Genomic DNA, 19756 nt, shown 5'->3' on the forward strand with positions numbered 1-19756 from the left:
GCAACAAACATTGAGATGCGGCGCACCCTAACCCGCCGCTCCGGGTCGGTATGCTCAGGTCTCCTGTGGTATTCGGCGACACTGCACCTGTCGCTAAGGACGGCGAATGACCAGTGCATGCTGGCCCGGCTTACCCAACCAATCGGCGTCCACTCCCCACACGCGTTTGATCGTCTCACGCGTAAGAGCCTCAGCCGGAGCGCCCGTCGCAACGCATTGCCCCTCGCTCAGCACGACAACCCGGTCCGCATGGTTCATCGCGATGGTGAGATCGTGCACTACGATGACGACGCCAGATCCGCTCGCCGCTATTTCGCGCAGGTGGCCGGTCAGCGCCTGACCATGCGCAAGGTCGAGCGCGGCGAGCGGTTCATCGGCAAGCACCCAGCGAGGGGTTCCGGCAAGCACGCGCGCCAGCAACACGCGCGCTTTCTCACCACCCGACAGTCGGCTTGCCGGGCGATGGCGCAGGTCTTCGAGCGAAAGCATCGCAATCGCCGCGTCGACTTCTCCGCGCCCTCGGTCTCCATGCGGGAGGCGGCCCAGGGCGACCAGCTGCTCGACCGCGACGTCCCAGGCGATGTCGGTGTCCTGCGGGAGATATCCGATCGTGCGGGCCCGCTCTCGCGGCGGCAGCGCATGGACTGACCTTTCATCGAGCGTCACGCAACCGGCAACCGGATCGAGCAACCCGGCAAGCGCGAGGATGAGGCTCGACTTGCCCGCCCCGTTCGGCCCTACGATGGCGGTGATTTCACCGGCAGCAAACCGGGCGCTTATGCCGTTCAGCACCGCGCGACCGCCGCGCTCGATAGAAAGGTCGTCTGCCTTGAGCATTACAGCCGCCCCCTTCGCATGCGGATCAGCAGCCACAGGAAGAACGGCGCTCCGATCAGCGAAAGCGCGATGCCCAGCCGCAGCTCGGTCACCAGCGGCAGGATGCGCACCGCGCTATCAGCGACCAGCACGAGGCAGGCCCCGGCCAGCGCGCTGGGCATTAGCAGCGAGGATGGCAGGCGATCGGTGAGCGGCCGCACGAGATGCGGGACGATCAGGCCGACAAACCCGATGATCCCGGCCACCGCGACACCCGACCCGACGGTCAGCGCCGTTCCCACGACCAGCAGGAAGAGCAGCGCTCGTGGATTGACCCCGAGCGAACGCGCCGCCTCTTCGCCAAGCGTCAACGCATCGAGGCTGCGCGCTGCCAGCATCAGCACCGCGATCCCGGCAAGCGTAAGCGGCGCTGCGATCCAGACCTCCGCCCACGACCTGTCGGTGATCGCGCCATTGAGCCACATGACGATCTGGCTCATCGCGAAAGCACTGGGCGCCATGGTGATCGCGAGCGCGGTGAGCGCGCCTGCAAGGCTTGCGATCATCAATCCGGCGAGCGTGAAGAGCGCAATCCCTCCCCCCGCTCCCGCGCGGCCATCCGACACGCTTCTTCCGGCAATCGCGGCCAGCAGCGCCATGGCAAGCGCGGCTCCGGCAAGAGCGAAGACCGGAAGTGCCCATGTCTGTCCGACCCAGAAACTTGCCACCGCGCCAAGCGCCGCCATCGGAGCGATGCCGAACAGTCCCGGATCGGCAAGCGGGTTGCGCAGGTACCCCTGCATCGCCGCGCCCGCCGCGCCCAGCCCTGCTCCGATCACGACGGCGAGGACAGCGCGCGGCAGGCGCAATTCCATCAGGATCAGCGCGGCGTTTTCAGGGCCGCTCATGTCGAGCGGGTCGATCCACACGCGCCCCGCGAGAAGCGAAAGCGGGAGCAGGACCATGAGGGCCGCTGCGAATATCAGACTGGCACGGTTCATCCGCGCTGTCCCGCAACGCTCAGCCGCAATCCATGAAGCTCTTCGCGCGCTTTCAGGATGCTCGGCCCGCCGCAATAGAACAGCGCGGGGTCGAACTCGCGGACCCACGTGTCCTTGAGGCGCAGCAATGCGGGGTGGCGCTGCCCGGCGCTGTCGCCTGCGACAAGCAGGACGTCGGGAGGGTCGGCCAATATCTGTTCAAGGCCAAGATGGTCAGCCTGCCCCATGCCCAACGCCGCGCTGTGACTGACGAAACCTTCTTCGCGCAGCAAATCGGCGATCAGGGTCTCATTGCCCGCCACGATCTGTCCTGCCTGCCAAAGCACGACGGAAGGATCGGGTTCAGGTTGCCACATGGGTCCGGGTTCGGGCGGGTTCTGCGGCGGCCATAACGGCGTCGTGATGGCGCGCGCGAGATTGTCAGCGATGACTTCGTTGCCGGTCAGGTCGCCAAGGCGGCTGACCTGCAGTGCGCTTTCGCTGGCAGTGCGCGGACTGTCGAACGTCTCCACCCGCAGCCCGCTTCGTTCAAGAGCAGCTTTGGTCGCAGGGGCGATGAAGGTGCTCGCGAGAACAATATCCGGCTGAAGCGCGATCACCTCTTCGGCTGTGCCGCCAGTGACGCCGTATTGCCGGGCCGTGGCGACATCCATCGAGCTGGCCGCCGGGTCGCGGCTGTAATGCGAAAGCGCGAGGATCTGGTCAGGATCGGCGACCTCCACGAGAATCGCATCGAGGCACGGATTGAGGCTGACGAAGGTGGCGCCGATCTCGTCCGACCGCACCGCCCTGTCGGTTCCGCAAGCGGCAAGCGAAGCGACTACGCACGCCATCGCCAACCCTTTGGCTGCCCGTCTGATCGCCATGAATCCCATCCCTGCCAGCCGATAAGGCCGCGAGGGGCCGACCACAAGCGCGCTTGGCGAGCGTTAACGATTTGATGGTGCGTGTAGCCTTTCGGGACGCCTCCCTACGGCGCGCTCGTCGATTGGGGTTTGTCTTGGTACGCGCTTGAGGCGCGCTATGAACTTCCTCCGCAACCTTTCAGCCTTCAAGGCAAAATCCGGCCCTGAGCCGGTCATCCACCTGCCTGCAGGCGATGCCGCTGCGCCTCAACCGCGCGCGCAGGGCGGCATCCAAAAGCACACGATGCGCTCGCGCCTCATGGTCCTGCTCGCCGCGATCGCAGTGCCCGCCATGGCCGCACCCGGCGAATTCGGCGCACTTGCGGGCAACGCGCCGACCGAAGCAGAACTGGTAAACGCGAAACTTTCAGCACAGCTCAAGGCCAATCCTGCGATGCCGTTCGAAAGGCCGGGTCAAAGCTTTCCCGGCTCTGCCTTCTTCTTTCTTGCAGCGCCCTCACCCGGCGATGGGCTGATCGCGCTGCCGACGACCGACGCTTTCGACACCGGTGCAGAAGCCGGGCGCGAACTGGGACAGGTGATCGACACCGGCCCGGCTGCAAGGCCCTTTTTCAGTGCGGGCGGATCGAACCACCTGCGCGCGGCAGAATGCCTCGCCCAAGCCATCTGGTACGAAGCGGCCAGCGAAAGCGAAGCGGGCCAGCGCGCCGTCGCGCAGGTCGTGCTGAACCGTGTTTCCCATCGCAGCTGGCCGGGAAGCGTGTGCGGCGTCGTCTATCAGGGGTCCGAGCGCAGGACCGGCTGCCAGTTCACCTTCACCTGCGATGGCAGCCTTTCGCGCCGCGCCAGCGGGCGGTCATGGGAGCGCGCAAAACGGATCGCCGACGAAGCGCTCGCCGGAAGCGTCTACGCGCCGGTCGGCCACGCGACGCATTACCATACGCTCTGGGTCAATCCCTACTGGGCTCCCAGCCTCGACCATGTCGGCACTATCGGAGCGCACCGTTTCTACCGCACTCGCGGCTCGTCTGGCGAGGGCAGCGCGTTCACCGCACGCTATACCGGTGTCGAACCGGGGGTTGCTCAAAGAGGGCGCGGCGCTGGCGCTGAGCCGGTCGAAACATTCGTACCGCAAGCCAGCCCGGCAGCCGGACCCGCAGCAGTTTCGCGCATCGCGGCGCAGCCTTCCTCGCAGCCGGCAGCAGGCGGCGCTCCGCAACCGGTCCTCGCCGATCCTGCTTATGCCGGCGTAGGTCAGGTTCGCGAGAATTATGCCAGCGCCGGACAATGGAAAAGCGATGCCGCGCGCGCCGCTCTTGAACGTGATGAGCGATCGTTAGCGGGGCAGACCACCGGCTCACCGCCTTCTCCACAGCGGTGAAATCGGGATCGTCGGACCGAGGGGTTAACGCGATCTCAACCTTAGCTCCACACCAAGCCTTAGCGCGTCATGCCCTAACCCGCTGACATCGCTGAAATCCTTTTTCGCGCTTGACTGCAACGCCGCACCCCCTGGCGGCAGCGAATTGCACGGCCCGCGCCAAGACGAGAGACCAAACCGCCTCATGTCCCTTCGCTTTGCCCCTGCCAATCGCCCCGGTCACTCCCCCGCCTGCACTCCGATCGCAAGGGCTCTTGCTGTGCGAGCGCAGGAGCGTGTTGCCAACGACAACAACCCGAAAACGGGAACCAAGGGGCCTGTGAAGCGCGCAGATGCGGGCCAGAACAAGCCTGCAAATGATCATATGCTTCGTGCAGCGCTAAGGCACTTTGCCCAGCACGGCCTTGGCGCCGCGCGTCAGGCACGCGCCCAGGCCGAAAAAGCCTTCTTCGAGGGTGACCGTCAGGCGTATGACTGGTGGCTTGGGATTACGCGCACCCTTGATCGCAGGCTCGCCGCAGAAGCTGCAAATCTCGGGCCTGAGGGCGCAGCCAGTTAACGCCTCGCAGCGCCGTTACATTCGCATCGCGTTTGCCGCTCCTGATCGCTCGGGTCGGCACGAATTCCGGCGTTGGTAAACGACCATTTCAAACGGGATGACAGGCTTTGCCTTCAATCGATGCGCAATAAGCCGTGGCCGCGTTAACCACCCCTTGACCTGTTTTGCGTAGGCCCGGACCGTTATGGGAGTGACCAGTGCATTAAGCCGCCTGAGAGGGCGGTTCGACAAGCGGCAGTCGTCGGACCAATTGTCCGAACGCGTGCGCCGTCTGCTGGTTACGACACTTTACGCTCAACCTTCCAGCCTCGCCATCGGCGCGCTGTGCATAATCTGCGCGGCTTCGGTGTCCGCGTGGATTGCGGACATGCCCGAATTGTATGTCGCAGCAGCCGTGCTCACCGTTATCGCGACCGCCCGCGTTGCAGCGGCACTGGCGCTCGACGCGGAGGCCGAGGGCAACAGCACCGCAACGCTCGAACTGGTTTACGAAATCGGCGCATTCAGTTTCGCACTGGCGCTTGGCTGCACCGCCGCTTTCGTGATCATCGACGGCAGCAGCACGCAGGTCGAAGTGCTGATGGTGTGCAATGCCGTGGGCTACGGGATCGGCGTAAGCGCTCGTAACGCAGGGCGCCTGACTATCGCCATGGGCCAACTGTGTCTCACCTGTGTCCCGATTGCGATTGCCTGTTTCTGGACGGCAAAGCCGGGCTTCATTACGCTGGGCGTCACCATCTTGCTGCTGATCCCGGCGATGATCTCGATCTGCGGCAACATCTTCACCGTCCTGCGCGATTCGATAGCCTCTGCCGAAACCAGCGCGCGTCTGGCCGACAAGATGCAGGTGCTTGCACGCACCGACGTCGTGACCGGCCTTGCCAACCGCGCAGGGCTTAATCACGCGATGGTCGAAACCATGATGGGCGTCGATGAGAAGAGCCGTCTCGCACTGATCTGGGTCGACCTTGACCGGTTCAAGGAAGTGAACGACCTGCTCGGCCATCCGGTCGGGGACCGCGTGCTCAACGGCGTTGCCAAGCGGCTGCGCGAAGTGTCGCCGGAAGGGTCGACCGTGGCGCGTTTCGGCGGCGATGAATTCATCATCTTCTGCCCGATCAACAATCGCCAGGACGCAGAACGCCTTGCAAGTGAAATCCATGCGGAGATCATGCGCCCGTTCCGCATCGACGGAGAACGCCTCGAAGTGCGCGCTTCGCTGGGCGTTTCGCTGCTTCCGGAAAACGGCAACGATGCCGACACGCTCATGCAGAGCGCTGACCTTGCGCTGTACCATGCCAAGGTTGGCGGGCGCAGCCGGACATGTTTCTACGATTCTTCCATGTCGCGCGACCTTGCCCGCCGCCGCGAGATCGAGGACGAGCTTCGCGCCGCAATCCAGCGCGACGAGCTTTCGATCTACTTCCAGCCGATCGTCGATCTGGAAACAGGCCGCATCAAGACTTTCGAAGCGCTGGTTCGCTGGTTCCACCCGCACAAGGGCGAGCTGCGGCCTGACGAGTTCATTCCGGTGGCAGAGGAAACCGGCGTTATTGTGACGCTCGGCAACTGGATCACCGCGCAGGCCGCTCGCGTTGCCGCGACATGGCCCGATGACGTGACCGTCGCGGTCAATCTCTCACCGCTCCAGATCCGCGCTCCGGGTGCGGCATTGGGAATCAAGAGCGCGCTTCGTGAAGCCGGGCTCGACCCGAGGCGCCTTGAACTTGAAGTCACCGAGAGCCTCTTCATCGAAGACAACCACGCAACCGCTGCCTTTATCGAGGAACTGTCGGATATCGGCGTGCGCTTTGCTCTCGACGACTTCGGAACGGGGTATTCCTCGCTCGGCTATATCAACACCTTCCCGTTCTCGAAGATCAAGGTCGACCGGTCCTTCGTCTCGGGCGCGCAGGTCGGACGCAAGAGCGATGCGATCATCCGCGCCGTGGCCGAAATGGGAACGACGCTCGGCATGGACATCGTCGCCGAGGGTCTCGAGACGATCGACCAGGTCCAGGTTGTCCGCGATGCGGGCTGCAATCTTGGCCAGGGCTATTATTTCAGCCGCGCGGTGCCGGACTACCTCGCCGCGATGCTGCTGGCACAGGAACGCGAGCAGGACGGCCGCCGGGCGTCTGCCTGATCCGAAGCGTTCACCGAACGCTTTGCTTTTCATGAACCGAGCCTAATTCACGCCCAGTCGTTGGGAGCGCAGGAAACTCGCGCTTCTCAGCTTAATGCAATTGCGAACTATTTGCGAAGATAGTTGGCATATCAGACCTTTTGACGGTTGCAATCGCCCAATTCGGGGCCTACCCCGCCGCCAGAAGCGGGTGCCCGGCCATTTGGGACGAAAGCCGGGCTATTAAGCCTCGCTTGGATTATTCGTCCCGAAGATTTTGGGAAGGATACACATGGCCCGCAAGAAGATCGCGCTTATCGGCTCCGGCATGATTGGCGGCACGCTCGCCCACCTCGCTGCGAAAAAGGAAATGGGCGACATCGTCCTGTTCGACATCGCCGAGGGTATGCCACAGGGCAAGGCGCTGGACCTTAGCCAGTGCGGCCCGATCGAAGGCTTCGATGCGAAGATCACCGGCTCGAACGACTATGCTGACATTGCCGGTTCCGACGTCGTGATCGTCACCGCAGGCGTCCCGCGCAAGCCGGGCATGAGCCGCGACGACCTGCTCGGCATCAACCTCAAGGTCATGAAGGCCGTCGGCGAAGGCATCAAGAACAACTGCCCCGACGCTTTCGTAATCTGCATCACAAACCCGCTCGACGCTATGGTCTGGGCGCTTCGCGAGTTTTCCGGCCTTCCCCACAACAAGGTGGTCGGCATGGCCGGCGTGCTCGACAGCGCGCGCTTTGCGACCTTCCTCGCATGGGAGTTCGGTTGCTCGGTCAAGGACGTCAACGCATTCGTCCTCGGCGGCCACGGCGACACGATGGTCCCGGTCAAGAGCTACACCACGATCAACGGTATCCCGGTTGACGACTACGCCAAGATCAAGGGCGTATCGGCTGAACGCATCGACGAAATCGTCGACCGCACCCGCAAAGGCGGCGGCGAGATCGTCGGCCTGCTCGGCAACGGCTCGGCCTATTACGCCCCCGCCACCAGCGCGATCAGCATGGCCGAAGCCTATCTGGGCGACCAGAAGCGCATCCTGCCTTGCGCTTCCTATGTCGAAGGCAAGTACGGCCTCGACGGGCTGTATGTTGGCGTCCCGACCGTGATCGGCGCGGGCGGCACCGAAGAAGTGATCGAGATCGAACTGTCGGACGAGGAAAAGAGCAACCTCAAAGTCAGCACCGACGCAGTTGAGGAGCTGCTTGAGGCCTGCAAGGGGCTGGACGAGAGCCTTAAATGAGCGTCGACCTGGTCGTCTTCGATCCAGCCGTTGCTCCGCGGGATGGCAATGCTTTTCGCGATTGGTATCACAGGCTTTCGGAAACCGACTTTCCCGAGGAAGGAGAGCTAGAACGGCTCAGCCCGCAACTGCGGCGTTGGTATGATGCAATGACTGAGCAATTTCCCGACTTCATACGGACCGACACCGACGATCCGTTGGGCATAGACTACCACCTTATGCCCGGCGCCATACATTGGGGGATGCCTCGCGGTCACAGTGATCGCGAGGCTGGCGAGAGAATTGGTTTTGCGAAAGCCAAGGAGCTCCAGCTGGGCATCTACGATATGATGTCAGATGACGGCCGCCTCGGGCGACACATTGTATTTCCGGACGCCCCCCTTCCCGACTTACCTAAACCACCGTCATTCTTCTCGAAACTCTTCGGCAAAGCGAAGGACTAAAATGCCCATCCTCGTAAACAAAGACACCAAGGTCATCACTCAGGGGATGACCGGCAACACCGGCACTTTCCACACGCAACAGGCGCTCGATTATGGGACGCAGATGGTTGCGGGCGTCACGCCGGGCAAAGGCGGCACGGAACATATCGGTCTGCCGCAGTTCAATACCGTGCGCGAGGCTAAGGCCGAAACTGGCGCGACCGCTTCGTGCATCTACGTGCCCCCGCCCTTTGCCGCTGATGCGATTTGCGAAGCCATCGATGCCGAGATGGAGCTCATCATCTGCATCACCGAGGGCATTCCGGTGCTCGACATGGTGCGCGCCAAGGCCGCGCTTGAAGGCTCGAAATCGCGCCTGATCGGCCCGAACTGCCCCGGTGTGCTGACGCCGGAAGAATGTAAGATCGGCATCATGCCCGGCTCCATCTTCAAGAAGGGTAGCGTCGGCGTTGTCTCGCGCTCGGGCACGCTGACTTACGAAGCCGTGCACCAGACCACGCAGGTTGGCCTCGGCCAGACCACTGCGGTCGGCATTGGCGGTGACCCGGTCAACGGCACGAACTTCATCGACGTGCTCGACCTCTTCCTCGACGATCCGGAAACCAAGTCGATCATCATGATCGGCGAAATCGGCGGATCGGCTGAAGAAGAAGCCGCAGAATTCATCAAGCAGGAAGCCGCCAAAGGCCGTTCGAAGCCGACCGTCGGCTTCATCGCAGGCCGCACCGCGCCTCCGGGCCGCCGCATGGGCCACGCTGGCGCCATCGTCTCGGGCGGTCAGGGCGGCGCTGACGACAAGATCGCGGCGATGGAAGATGCGGGCATCCGTGTTTCGCCCTCGCCTTCGGAACTCGGCACCACTCTCGACGCTATGCTGAAAGAACTCGCATAAGCGCGAGGGCTCGAAGAACTGGCGTAACCCTACCCTCCCCCGGAGAACCCTGATGGGCGACGAACCGCTAAACTTTCTCCCCGAAATGACCGACCAGGAAGGCCCGCAGCCGGGCCCTTCCTGGGGCAATCCCAAGTGGCTTGCCGAAGTCGCCGACGCAGACGCGGACCTGGCGAGCGCCATGGACCCGACCCAGATGCTGCTCGGGGCGAAGGAGGCGGTCGGCAAGGCTGCGCAGGCGGCTGGCAAGGCGGCTGATCCCAAGACGATTGAAAAGGCGGCCAGCCTTTCGATCGCGGCGATGACGCTTGTGCGGCTCTACCGTGTTCGCGGACACCTCGCTGCCAATCTCGACCCGCTGGGCACGTCTTCGAAGCGCAGCGAGACCCCGCCTGACCTTACGCTCGAATTCCATGGCCTTTCGGGCAAGGAGAACGAGGAAGTCTATGTCGGCGGCGTGCTGGGCCTGGAATGGACAACCGTGGGCGCTCTGTATGAGCGGCTGCGCGTTGTTTATTGCGGCAAGGTCGGCCTTGAATACATGCATATCGCCGACACCGAAGAGCGGCGCTTCCTTCAGGACAAGTTCGAAAGCCCGGGCGACACGATCCAGTTCTCGCCCGAGGGCAAAAAGGCGATCCTCGCCGCCGTTCTTCGCGGCGAGCAATATGAGGAATTCCTCGGCAAGAAATATGTCGGCACCAAGCGCTTTGGCCTTGATGGCGGCGAATCGATGATCCCGGCGCTGGAAGCGGTCATCAAGCATGGCGGCAGCGCGGGCGTGCGCGAGATCATCTACGGCATGGCGCACCGTGGGCGATTGAACGTCCTCGCGAACGTGATGGAAAAGCCTTACAAGGTGATCTTCCACGAATTCTCCGGCGGATCGGCCAACCCCGAAGATGTCGGCGGATCGGGCGATGTGAAGTACCACCTTGGGACGAGCACCGACCGCGAATTTGACGGCATCAGCGTTCACATGAGCCTGGTCCCCAACCCCTCGCACCTCGAAACGGTGAACCCGGTCGTGCTCGGCAAGACCCGCGCGCAGCAGGCGATCCGCGACGATCTGTCGAAGAAGGAGCAGGTGCTCCCCGTCCTGATCCACGGCGATGCGGCCTTCGCAGGGCAAGGCGTTGTCTGGGAAAGCCTCTCGCTTTCGGGCGTGCCGGGCTACGACACGGGCGGCTGCCTGCACTTCATCATCAACAACCAGATCGGCTTCACCACTTCGCCGATGTTCGCGCGTTCCTCGCCTTATCCGAGCGACGTGGCGAAGGGCGTGATGGCGCCGATCCTGCACGTCAACGGCGACGATCCCGAGGCGGTGACTTTCGCTTGCAAGCTCGCGGTCGAGTACCGCCAGCGCTTCCACCGCGACGTTGTGATCGACATGTGGTGCTATCGCCGCTTTGGCCACAACGAAGGCGACGAGCCCAAGTTCACCCAGCCGATCATGTATGACGTGATCTCCAAGCACCCCAAGGTCAGCCGCGTCTATGCAGAGCGCCTGATTTCCGAGGGCGTCATCGACGAAGGCGATCGCAAGCAGATCGCGGATGAATTCGTCGCTCACCTCGAAGACGAGTTCGAAGCGGCAAAGAGCTACAAGCCCAACGAGGCCGACTGGTTCGGCGGTCGCTGGGCGGGTCTGCACCGCCCTGCCGATGACGAGACCGCGCGGCGCAATGTCGACACTGCGATCGAGCGCAAGATGTTCGATTCTTTGGGCCGCACTCTGACCGAAGTGCCCGATGACGTGAACATCCACCGCACGCTGGGCCGCGTGCTCAAGGCGAAGGGCCAGATGTTCGAAACCGGCGAAGGCTTCGACTGGGCCACCGCCGAAGCGCTCGCTTTCGGCAGCCTCGTGATGGAAGGCTACAATGTGCGCCTTTCGGGTCAGGATTCCGGGCGCGGCACCTTCTCTCAGCGCCACGCCGTCTGGGTCGACCAGAAGACCGAAGACAAATATGTGCCGCTGAACACGCTGCCGCACGGCAAGTTCGAAGTGCACGATTCCACGCTTTCCGAATATGGCGTGCTCGGTTTCGAATATGGCTATGCGATGGCCGATCCCAAGACGCTCACGCTTTGGGAAGCGCAGTTTGGCGACTTTGCCAACGGCGCGCAGATCATGATCGACCAGTATATCGCGTCGGGCGAGGTCAAGTGGCTGCGCGCCAACGGCCTCGTGATGCTGTTGCCGCACGGATATGAGGGACAGGGGCCGGAGCACTCGTCTGCGCGCCTCGAACGTTTCCTGCAGCTATGCGCGAACGACAACATTCAGGTCTGCAACATCACGACGCCGTCGAACTACTTCCACGTGCTTCGCCGCCAGATGCTTCGCTCGTTCCGCAAGCCGCTCGTCATCATGAGCCCCAAGTCGCTGCTGCGTCACCCGATGGCAAAGAGCCCGCGCGAGGAATTCTTGGGCGATTGGCAGTTCAAGCGGATCAAGTCGGACATCACCGATATCGCCGACGAGAAGATCAAGCGGCTCGTACTGTGTTCGGGCAAGGTTTATTACGACCTCCATGAAAAGCGCAATGCGGAAGAGCTGAAAGACGTCTCGATCGTGCGGATCGAACAGCTCTACCCCTTCCCCGGCGACCCGCTGGCCGTGCGTCTGAAGCGCATGACCAACCTCAAGGACGTCATCTGGTGTCAGGAAGAGCCCAAGAACAACGGTTCGTGGTTCTTCGTGCAAAACCAGATCGAGGACGCGCTCACCGCCGCCGGCCACAAGGGCAAGCGCCCGCAATATGCCGGACGCGACGCGGCGGCATCGCCCGCCACCGGCCTCGCCAAGCGGCACGTCGAACAACAAGAGAGGCTGGTCGCCGACGCGCTCGGCCTGTCGAACTAATACGCCAACTGAAACACTCGAGGATAACGAGAAATGGCCACTGAAATCACTGTCCCGCAGCTCGGCGAATCAGTTACCGAAGGTTCGATCGGCGAATGGCTCAAGCAGCCCGGCGACGCGGTTGCCGTCGATGAACCGATTGCGAGCCTCGAAACCGACAAGGTCGCGGTCGACGTGCCCTCGCCTGTGGCTGGAGTGCTGTCCGAGCACCGCGCCGAGGTTGGCGATACGGTTGAAGTTGGCGCTGTCATCGCGGTGATCGAGGAAGGCGCGACCGGCGCTGCGACCAAGGGTGAAGAGCCTGCGCGCGCTCAGGAAATGCGCGAGGAAGGCGAAGACAAGCGGGCCAAAGGCGATGGGGACCAAGAGGTCACCCAGACGCTTTCGCCAGCCGTTCGCCGCGCCGTGCTCGAACACGGCGTCGATCCCTCGACCATCAAGGGCACCGGCAAGGATGGCCGCCTGACCAAGGAAGACGTCATCGCCGCCGCCAAGGCGAAGGGCGACAGTCCCGCGCCTTCGCCTACGCCCAGCCCTGCTCCGGCACCGACCGCGACAGCCACCGGTGAAGGCCGCAACGAGGAACGGGTCAAGATGACCCGCATGCGCCAGACCATCGCCAAGCGTCTGAAGGGCGCGCAGGACACCGCCGCGCTGCTCACCACCTTCAACGATGTCGACATGAGTGCCGTCATCGAAGCGCGCACCAAGTACAAGGACCTCTTCGCCAAGAAGCACGACATCCGCCTTGGCTTCATGGGCTTCTTCGCGAAAGCCGCCTGTCTCGCATTGAAGGACGTGCCGAGCGTCAACGCCTATATCGAGGGCGACGAGATCGTGTACCACGATTATGTCGACATCTCGGTTGCGGTCTCGGCTCCCAACGGCCTTGTCGTTCCGGTCGTGCGCGACTGCGACAAGAAGAGCTTTGCGCAAATCGAAAAGGACATCGCCGACTATGGCAAGCGCGCCAAGGACGGCACGCTCACCATGGCCGACATGACCGGCGGCACCTTCACAATTTCCAATGGCGGCGTATTCGGCTCGCTCATGTCGACCCCGATCATCAACCCGCCGCAAAGCGCCGTTCTTGGCCTTCACCGCATCGAGGACCGTCCGGTTGCGATCAATGGCGAGGTCAAGATCCGCCCGATGATGTATATCGCGCTTTCCTACGACCACCGCCTGATCGACGGGCGCGAGGCGGTGACCGCGCTCAAGATCATCAAGGAAGCGATCGAAGATCCGACCCGGATGCTGATCGACCTTTAAGTCAGCCCCACCCCCACCAAGGAACCTGCCCATGCGCGCGCTTACCCTCATATCGCTTCCCTTTGCGGCTCTCGCCCTGACCGCGTGCGATGCGGCAACCGAAATGGCGGGCAATGCGATCAAGGACCAGATCCGCACCGAATTCGTCGCTCAGTGCGAGCAGATCGCTCAGGATAACGGGATCACGTCCGAGAACGTCACGCCCGCTTGCGAATGCGCTGCCGACAATCTGGCAGAAGATGCCTCGGACGGTTCGCTGGACATAAATCGTGAGAGGATCGAGGACCTCCTGCGCACTTGCAGCGCGAGCGCCAGCGGCGGAGCCGAGAGCGCACCTGCGGACGGGGCCGAGAGCACGCCTGCGGAAACACCGCCCGCAACCTGACGCCGCGACGCGGCACTTTGGTTTCGCGCCGAACCGGAGGCTAAGGGTAAAGCCATGCTGACTGCGATCCGCAAACGCCTTTACTTCGCCTTCGCCGCAATCCGCCGCCTGTACCTGCGCACGGTTTGGGGCATGGATATTGGAAAGGGCGTGCTGATTTCGGGCAAGGCGTTTCTCGATTACACCCACCCCAAGGGTATCCATATCGGCGATCACACGATCGTCACACCGGGTGCACGGATTTTCACGCATGATTTTGTCGGCGCACACCACGATGACACGCGCATCGGCAAATGCTGCTTCATCGGCGCGAATGCGGTCGTGACTGCGGGCGTGACCATCGGCGATCACTGCGTCATTGCTGCGGGAAGCATCGTCAACGGCCATGTGCCCGACCGATCGATGGTGGCGGGAAACCCGGCGAAGATCGTCAAGACGGGCATCAATACCGGCCATCACGGACGCATGGTCGCATGGGCCGAAGGTCGTATTGATGAACCAGTGCAAACTTTGCATGGCACAAGTGCACCCAAGCCACTAGATGGACCTCAACACCCTCAAACGTCAGACTGAACGGGATCATTCGAAACATGGCTGACCACCCATACGACTACGATTGCCTTGTTATTGGCGCAGGCCCCGGCGGCTATGTCGCCGCCATTCGCGCAGCGCAACTTGGCCTCAAGACCGCCTGCATCGAATCGCGCGAAACGCTGGGTGGCACCTGCCTCAATGTCGGCTGCATTCCGTCGAAGGCGTTGCTTCACGCATCTGAGCTTTTCGAGGAAGCCGAAGGCGGCCATTTCGCCACCTGGGGCATCGAAGCCAATGCGACGTTCGACCTTTCCAAGATGATGGCGGAGAAGACCAGCGCGGTCGGCGATCTCACCAAGGGGATCGAATTCCTGTTCAAGAAAAACAAGGTCACCTGGCTCAAGGGTCACGGCGCATTCGAAGATGCGCACACGGTCAAGGTTGGCGATGAAACCGTCACCGCCAAGGATATCGTGATCGCGACCGGTTCGAGCGTAACCCCGCTCCCCGGAGTAGAGGTCGACAACGCGGCCAAGCGGATCGTCGATTCCACCGGCGCGCTTGAACTCGAAGAAGTGCCCGAGCACCTCGTCGTCATCGGCGGCGGCGTGATCGGTCTTGAGCTTGGCAGCGTGTGGCGCCGCCTTGGCGCGAAAGTCACCGTGGTCGAATTCCTGCCGCAGATCCTCCCCGGCATGGATGAGGAAGTGCGCAAGGAATCGAACAAGATCTTCAAGAAGCAGGGCATCGAGATGATGCTCGGCCACAAGGTCACCGGCGCTGAGGTCAGGGGCAAGACCGTGACGCTAACCATCGAAAAGGCTGATGGCGGCGACGAGCAGAAGCTGGACGCCAGCCACGTGCTCGTGTCGATTGGCCGCCGCCCCAACACCGACGGCCTCGCGCTCGAAAAGGCAGGGCTTCAGGTCAACAATCGCGGCCAGATCGAAATCGATCACGAATTCCGCACCGGCGTCGAAGGCGTGTGGGCTATCGGCGATGTGGTCCCCGGCCCGATGCTCGCGCACAAGGCCGAGGATGAAGGCGTTGCGGTGGCAGAAAACATCGCAGGGCAAACCGGCATCGTGAACCACGATGTCATCCCGAACGTCGTGTACACCACTCCCGAAATCGCGGGCGTCGGCCTCACGCAGGAACAGGCGATCGAGAAGGCAGGCGGCGACAAGTCCGCGATCAAAGTCGGCAAGTTTCCGATGATGGCGAACAGCCGCGCCAAGGCGAACCGCGACACCGACGGCTTCGTCAAGGTGATCGCCGACGCCAAAACCGACCGCGTTCTGGGCGTCTGGATGATCAACAGCCTTGCGGGCACGATGATCGCACAGGCCGCGCAGGCGATGGAATTCGGCGCGACGAGCGAAGACATCGCCTACACCTGCCACGCGCACCCGACCCACGCCGAAGCCTTCAAGGAAGCGGCGATGGCAGTTCAGGGCAAGCCGATCCATATGTGATCGGGAGCAATCGCGATGGCCCGTTCAGTCGCGATAATCGGTGCAGGCCAGATCGGTTACGCCGCAGCCTACAATTTCGCCTTCCACGGCTGGGACGTGCGCATCCACTCGCGCACCCGCCCAGCGTGGGCATTGGGCGAACGCGAGAGCTTCGTCCCATACATCGCAGGCGAAGACCCTGCCCCGCATGCCGATGTGGTCCTCGACACTATCGCGTTCGATGAAGAGGACGTTGCCCCCTTTGATCCGGACGCGGTCGGCAGGCTGATCGCGATCTCATCGGCGAGCGTGTATTGCGACGACAAAGGCCGCACTCTGGACGAAGCAGCCACCAACGGCTTTCCCGAATTCGACGGCCCGATCACCGAAAAACAGTCCACCGTCGTGCCGGGCCCGGATACGTACTCCACCCGCAAGGTCCGCATGGAGAACAAGGCGCTCGACCTGTTCGGGAATCGAGCCACGATCCTGCGGCCCTGCGCGCTGTTCGGCAAATACAGCCGCCATCCGCGCGAGTTGTGGTTCGTCAAACGGCTGCTCGACGGGCGCAGCCGCATCCCGCTGGCATTTGGCGGGCGAAGCCAGTTCAGCACGACCAGTTCGTTCTGCCTTGGCTCGAATGCGCAGAAGATGGCTGCCGACGGCGCGGGCGGTGTCTTCAACATGGCGGATGATCCCGCACGAACGGTCGCCGAGATCGGACGCGTGTTGGCCGAATGGCTCGGCTACCAAGCCGAATTTCACCTGATGGACGGGCCTCCCCAAGGCAGCGTAGGCCGCACGCCTTGGTCAGTGCCTGAACCCTTCGTCGTCTCGAACGCCAAGGCCGACAAGGCTGCGTATTTCTGCGTTGCATCCGAGCTTTTGAGCAGCGCGCAATGGCTCATCGACCTGAACCCCGCCGACTGGCGCGAAGCTTTCCCGCAGCTTGCGGCCTACCCTTGGGACATGTTCGACTACGAAGCCGAAGACCGCTTTTTCGCATCGCTCTGAGGAACCTGCCTCGTATCACAGCTTGCACCGCGCGCGTGTCCGTGTATTACTCGCATAATACACGATCGGGAGGAATTCACATGCTCACCTCGCGCCGCTTTGCGCTTGCCTTTGCCTCATTCGCCATCGCTCTCGCCGCGCCAGCCGCGGCGCAAGATACCGAGCGCATGGTCGAGATCGCTTCGGCAGAGGCGGAATCGGGCGCATTCATGGGAGCGGTTATCGTCGCGAATGACGATGCGGTGCTGCTTGAGCGCGCATGGGGTTCGGCCAACCTCGAATGGGACATCGCCAACACGCCCGACACCAAATTCCGCATCGGATCGGTGACCAAACAATTCACCTCGGTCGCGATCATGAAGCTGGCCGAACAGGGCAAGATCGACCTCGACGCGCCGATTTCGACCTATCTCGAAGAAACGCCCGACAGCTGGAGCGCGATCACCGTGCGCAACCTGATGCGTCACACATCCGGCATTCCCAATGTCACCTCGCTCGACGGGTTTGGCAATCTCAGCCGCCTTGAAACCTCTCAGGACGACCTCATCGCGTTCTTCCGCGACCTCCCGCTCGAATTCGAGCCGGGCAGCAAGTGGTCTTATTCAAACTCGGGCTATGTCCTGCTCTCGCGCATCGTAGAGCGAGTGAGCGAACAGGATATCGCCGCATATTTCGATGAGCATTTCTTCTCGCCGCTCGGCATGGAAAACAGCGGCTTTGACGTAAGCGCTAAAATCCTGCCCAAACGCGCTGCGGGATATTCGCCCAGCGAAGATGGCCGGGTGAATGCGGGCTATGTCTATATGGGCATCCCCACCGGCGCAGGCGCGCTCTATTCGACCGTCAGTGACCTGCATCGCTGGAACCGCGCGCTGTATTCCGGAGCAATCCTCTCGCCCGAAAGCGTCGCCGAGTTCTTAGAACCCGCTCCGCACGACGCGATTGGCGAAGCGAAATACGCGCATGGCGTGGTGGTCAGCGACGGCGAAAACGGCCCGTTCATCTGGCATGGCGGCGGCATTCAGGGGTTCAATGCCTGGCTCGGCTATGACCGTGCAAAGAACATGACGGTAGCCGTACTCGCCAACCTTAATGGCGGATCGGCTGAGAATATCGGCCGCAAGCTGATGACGCTCGCGCAGGGCGGCGAAGTGGCTCCTCCGGCTGAACGCGTGGCCGTTGCCGTCCCGGTCGAAGCGCTGGCCGAGTATGTGGGCGTCTATGCCCTCGCCCCGACCGTCAAGATCACCACCTTCGTCGAGGATGGAAAGCTGATGGCGCAGGCGACCGGGCAAGGCGCGAACGAGATTTTCCGCGAGGAGGGAGACATGTTCTTCCTCGAAGTCGTCGATGCGCAGGTCCGCTTCAACCGCGATGACAGCGGCACGATTACGGGCCTCACGCTGTTTCAAGGTGGTCGCGAAATGCCTGCAACCAAGGAATGAGCGCGCTCAACATTGCCCTGCGCAGTTTGCTGGCTTAACCCCCTCACCCGAGGGGAAGACAGACCATGGCCTATCCGAAATTGACCGACAAACCCGGCGCGCTCGAAACCGCAGCCTCGATCCGGGCGGGCGAGATGAGCGTTTCCGAAGCGGTCGATGCAGCGATCACGCGGATCGAACATCTCGATGCCGAGATCGACGCGCTGGCCGTCCCCGATTTCGAGCGTGCTCACGAAGCCGCGATGGCCCTCGACAAGGCTGGGCCCAGGGAGGATCAGCCGCTGTTCGGCGTGCCGATGACGGTCAAGGAAAGCTTCGACGTCGAGGGGCTACAAAGCTGCTGGGGGCACAAGCGCCTGACCGACTACATCGCCCCGCGCGACAGTGAGCTCGTGCGAAGGTTGAAGGCGGCGGGCGCGGTGATCCTTGGTAAGACCAACGTGCCGACCGACCTCACCGACTGGCAAAGCTTCAACCCGGTCTATGGCCGCACCAACAACCCGCATGACACCGCCCGGTCCCCCGGCGGATCGTCGGGAGGAAGCGCCGCAGCAGTCGCAAGCGGCATGGTTCCTTGCGAGTTCGGAACCGACATCGGCGGCTCTGTCCGGGTGCCTGCGCATTTCTGCGGGGTCTATGGCCACAAGCCAAGCTGGGGCCTGATCTCGAAGCGCGGTCATGACCATCCGCAGATGGCGCGGCGCAAGGGATTTGTGGCCGCCCATGACGGCGCGCTGTCAGTGGCAGGACCGCTGGCGAGAAGCGCCGAAGACCTTGCAGCGTTAGTCGCGGTCGCCAGCCAATACGCGCTCACGCGGACGGGCAAACCGCTCAGGGATTGCCGGGTGCTTGCGATCACCGAATATCCCGGCGCGCCGGTCGATGCCTCTGTCACAGAACCGATCGAGGGAGCGATCGAGACGCTGCAAGCCGCCGGTATCACGATAGATCGCGCCAGCACTCTGATCCCCGATCTGGAGGCGCAGCAGGGCCATTACATGCGCATGCTCAACACCGCGATGGCGCGCGGCGCACCTGCACCAAGCGGGAAACGGGCAACGGCAACGGACTGGTTCGATCTGCTCGACGCGCAGGCAGCCAATATGGCCGAGTGGGAGAACCTGCTGGCCACCTACGACTTCGTCCTCGCCCCTCCTGCGCCGGTTCTCGCAGTGCCGCACAGCGAAGAGCGCGTGTTCGATTCGACCATTCGCGTGAACGGTCAGGACATCCCCGGAGCAAGCGCCCTTGCCTGGGCGGGGATCGCGACATTCCCCAACCTCCCCTCCACCATCGTACCGGTCGGAAGCGGGATGTACGAAGGCTCGCAGCTCCCTTGCGGAATGCAGGTGATGGGGCGGTTCATGAGTGATCTCGATTGCATTTATGCGGCCGGCGAGATCGGGAAAATCTTGCACAGCTGACCCTCCTTCGCCAAGGGC

Annotated in this window: 17 protein-coding genes; 14 read left to right on the plus strand and 3 right to left on the minus strand. The window is 62.7% G+C overall.

All coding sequences use genetic code 11. The features are described from left to right. Window positions 1-93: 93 nt before the first annotated feature. Genes CD351_RS11825 through CD351_RS11835 form a run of 3 tightly spaced genes read right to left on the minus strand, consistent with a single transcriptional unit; the run spans window position 94 to window position 2683 of the window. Window positions 94-837 carry an ABC transporter ATP-binding protein gene (locus CD351_RS11825; protein WP_111992826.1) on the minus strand — a complete coding sequence of 248 codons (744 nt, stop codon included), beginning with the start codon at window positions 835-837 and terminating at the stop codon, window positions 94-96. Further along, window positions 837-1817: an iron ABC transporter permease gene (locus CD351_RS11830; RefSeq protein ID WP_111992827.1), complete on the minus strand. Its 981-nt coding sequence runs from the start codon at window positions 1815-1817 to the stop codon at window positions 837-839. Before CD351_RS11830 ends, CD351_RS11825 begins: the two co-directional genes overlap by 1 nt. Continuing rightward, window positions 1814-2683, minus strand: coding sequence for an ABC transporter substrate-binding protein (locus CD351_RS11835; protein ID WP_234027122.1), 870 nt, complete (start codon window positions 2681-2683; stop codon window positions 1814-1816). The genes CD351_RS11830 and CD351_RS11835 overlap by 4 nt, the downstream gene beginning before the upstream one ends. A 157-nt stretch (window positions 2684-2840) precedes the next feature. Between CD351_RS11835 and CD351_RS11840 the strand changes: the two genes are divergently transcribed. From CD351_RS11840 to CD351_RS11900, 14 genes are all read left to right on the plus strand, one after another. Further along, entirely contained in the window at window positions 2841-4064 is a 1224-nt protein-coding gene (locus tag CD351_RS11840; RefSeq protein WP_234027123.1) for a cell wall hydrolase, read from the plus strand. A gap of 184 nt (window positions 4065-4248) precedes the next feature. After that, window positions 4249-4623, plus strand: coding sequence for a hypothetical protein (locus tag CD351_RS11845; RefSeq protein ID WP_111992829.1), 375 nt, complete (start codon window positions 4249-4251; stop codon window positions 4621-4623). Between the two features lie 190 nt (window positions 4624-4813). Then, window positions 4814-6769 (plus strand): putative bifunctional diguanylate cyclase/phosphodiesterase, encoded by a 1956-nt coding sequence (locus CD351_RS11850; RefSeq protein ID WP_369880347.1) that lies wholly within the window; start codon window positions 4814-4816, stop codon window positions 6767-6769. 271 nt (window positions 6770-7040) lie between these two features. Then, complete coding sequence (gene mdh, locus CD351_RS11855; RefSeq protein WP_111992830.1) at window positions 7041-8003, plus strand: malate dehydrogenase; 963 nt, start codon at window positions 7041-7043, stop codon at window positions 8001-8003. Beyond that, window positions 8000-8446 carry a hypothetical protein gene (locus tag CD351_RS11860; protein WP_111992831.1) on the plus strand — a complete coding sequence of 149 codons (447 nt, stop codon included), beginning with the start codon at window positions 8000-8002 and terminating at the stop codon, window positions 8444-8446. The genes mdh and CD351_RS11860 overlap by 4 nt, the downstream gene beginning before the upstream one ends. Window position 8447: 1 nt before the next feature. Then, window positions 8448-9338, plus strand: a complete 891-nt coding sequence (gene sucD, locus CD351_RS11865; RefSeq protein WP_111992832.1) for a succinate--CoA ligase subunit alpha — start codon at window positions 8448-8450, stop codon at window positions 9336-9338. A 52-nt stretch (window positions 9339-9390) separates the two neighbouring features. Next, window positions 9391-12210, plus strand: coding sequence for a 2-oxoglutarate dehydrogenase E1 component (locus tag CD351_RS11870; protein ID WP_111992833.1), 2820 nt, complete (start codon window positions 9391-9393; stop codon window positions 12208-12210). Between the two features lie 33 nt (window positions 12211-12243). Further along, window positions 12244-13482 (plus strand): 2-oxoglutarate dehydrogenase complex dihydrolipoyllysine-residue succinyltransferase, encoded by a 1239-nt coding sequence (gene odhB, locus CD351_RS11875; RefSeq protein WP_111992834.1) that lies wholly within the window; start codon window positions 12244-12246, stop codon window positions 13480-13482. A gap of 31 nt (window positions 13483-13513) precedes the next feature. Further along, window positions 13514-13867: a hypothetical protein gene (locus CD351_RS11880; RefSeq protein WP_111992835.1), complete on the plus strand. Its 354-nt coding sequence runs from the start codon at window positions 13514-13516 to the stop codon at window positions 13865-13867. Window positions 13868-13921: 54 nt separating this feature from the next. Next, complete coding sequence (locus CD351_RS11885) at window positions 13922-14440, plus strand: DapH/DapD/GlmU-related protein (protein ID WP_111992836.1); 519 nt, start codon at window positions 13922-13924, stop codon at window positions 14438-14440. Window positions 14441-14457: 17 nt separating this feature from the next. Continuing rightward, window positions 14458-15876, plus strand: a complete 1419-nt coding sequence (gene lpdA, locus CD351_RS11890; protein ID WP_111992837.1) for a dihydrolipoyl dehydrogenase — start codon at window positions 14458-14460, stop codon at window positions 15874-15876. A gap of 15 nt (window positions 15877-15891) precedes the next feature. Next, window positions 15892-16869, plus strand: coding sequence for a reductase (locus CD351_RS15750; RefSeq protein ID WP_162627708.1), 978 nt, complete (start codon window positions 15892-15894; stop codon window positions 16867-16869). A gap of 80 nt (window positions 16870-16949) precedes the next feature. Then, the gene (locus CD351_RS11895) at window positions 16950-18314 is read left to right on the plus strand and encodes a serine hydrolase (RefSeq protein WP_162627709.1); all 1365 of its coding nucleotides are present in this window, start codon (window positions 16950-16952) and stop codon (window positions 18312-18314) included. 65 nt (window positions 18315-18379) lie between these two features. Beyond that, window positions 18380-19738, plus strand: a complete 1359-nt coding sequence (locus CD351_RS11900) for an amidase family protein (RefSeq protein ID WP_111992839.1) — start codon at window positions 18380-18382, stop codon at window positions 19736-19738. Window positions 19739-19756 lie beyond the last annotated feature (18 nt).

This window comes from Erythrobacter sp. KY5 (genome assembly GCF_003264115.1).
Lineage (GTDB): Bacteria > Pseudomonadota > Alphaproteobacteria > Sphingomonadales > Sphingomonadaceae > Erythrobacter.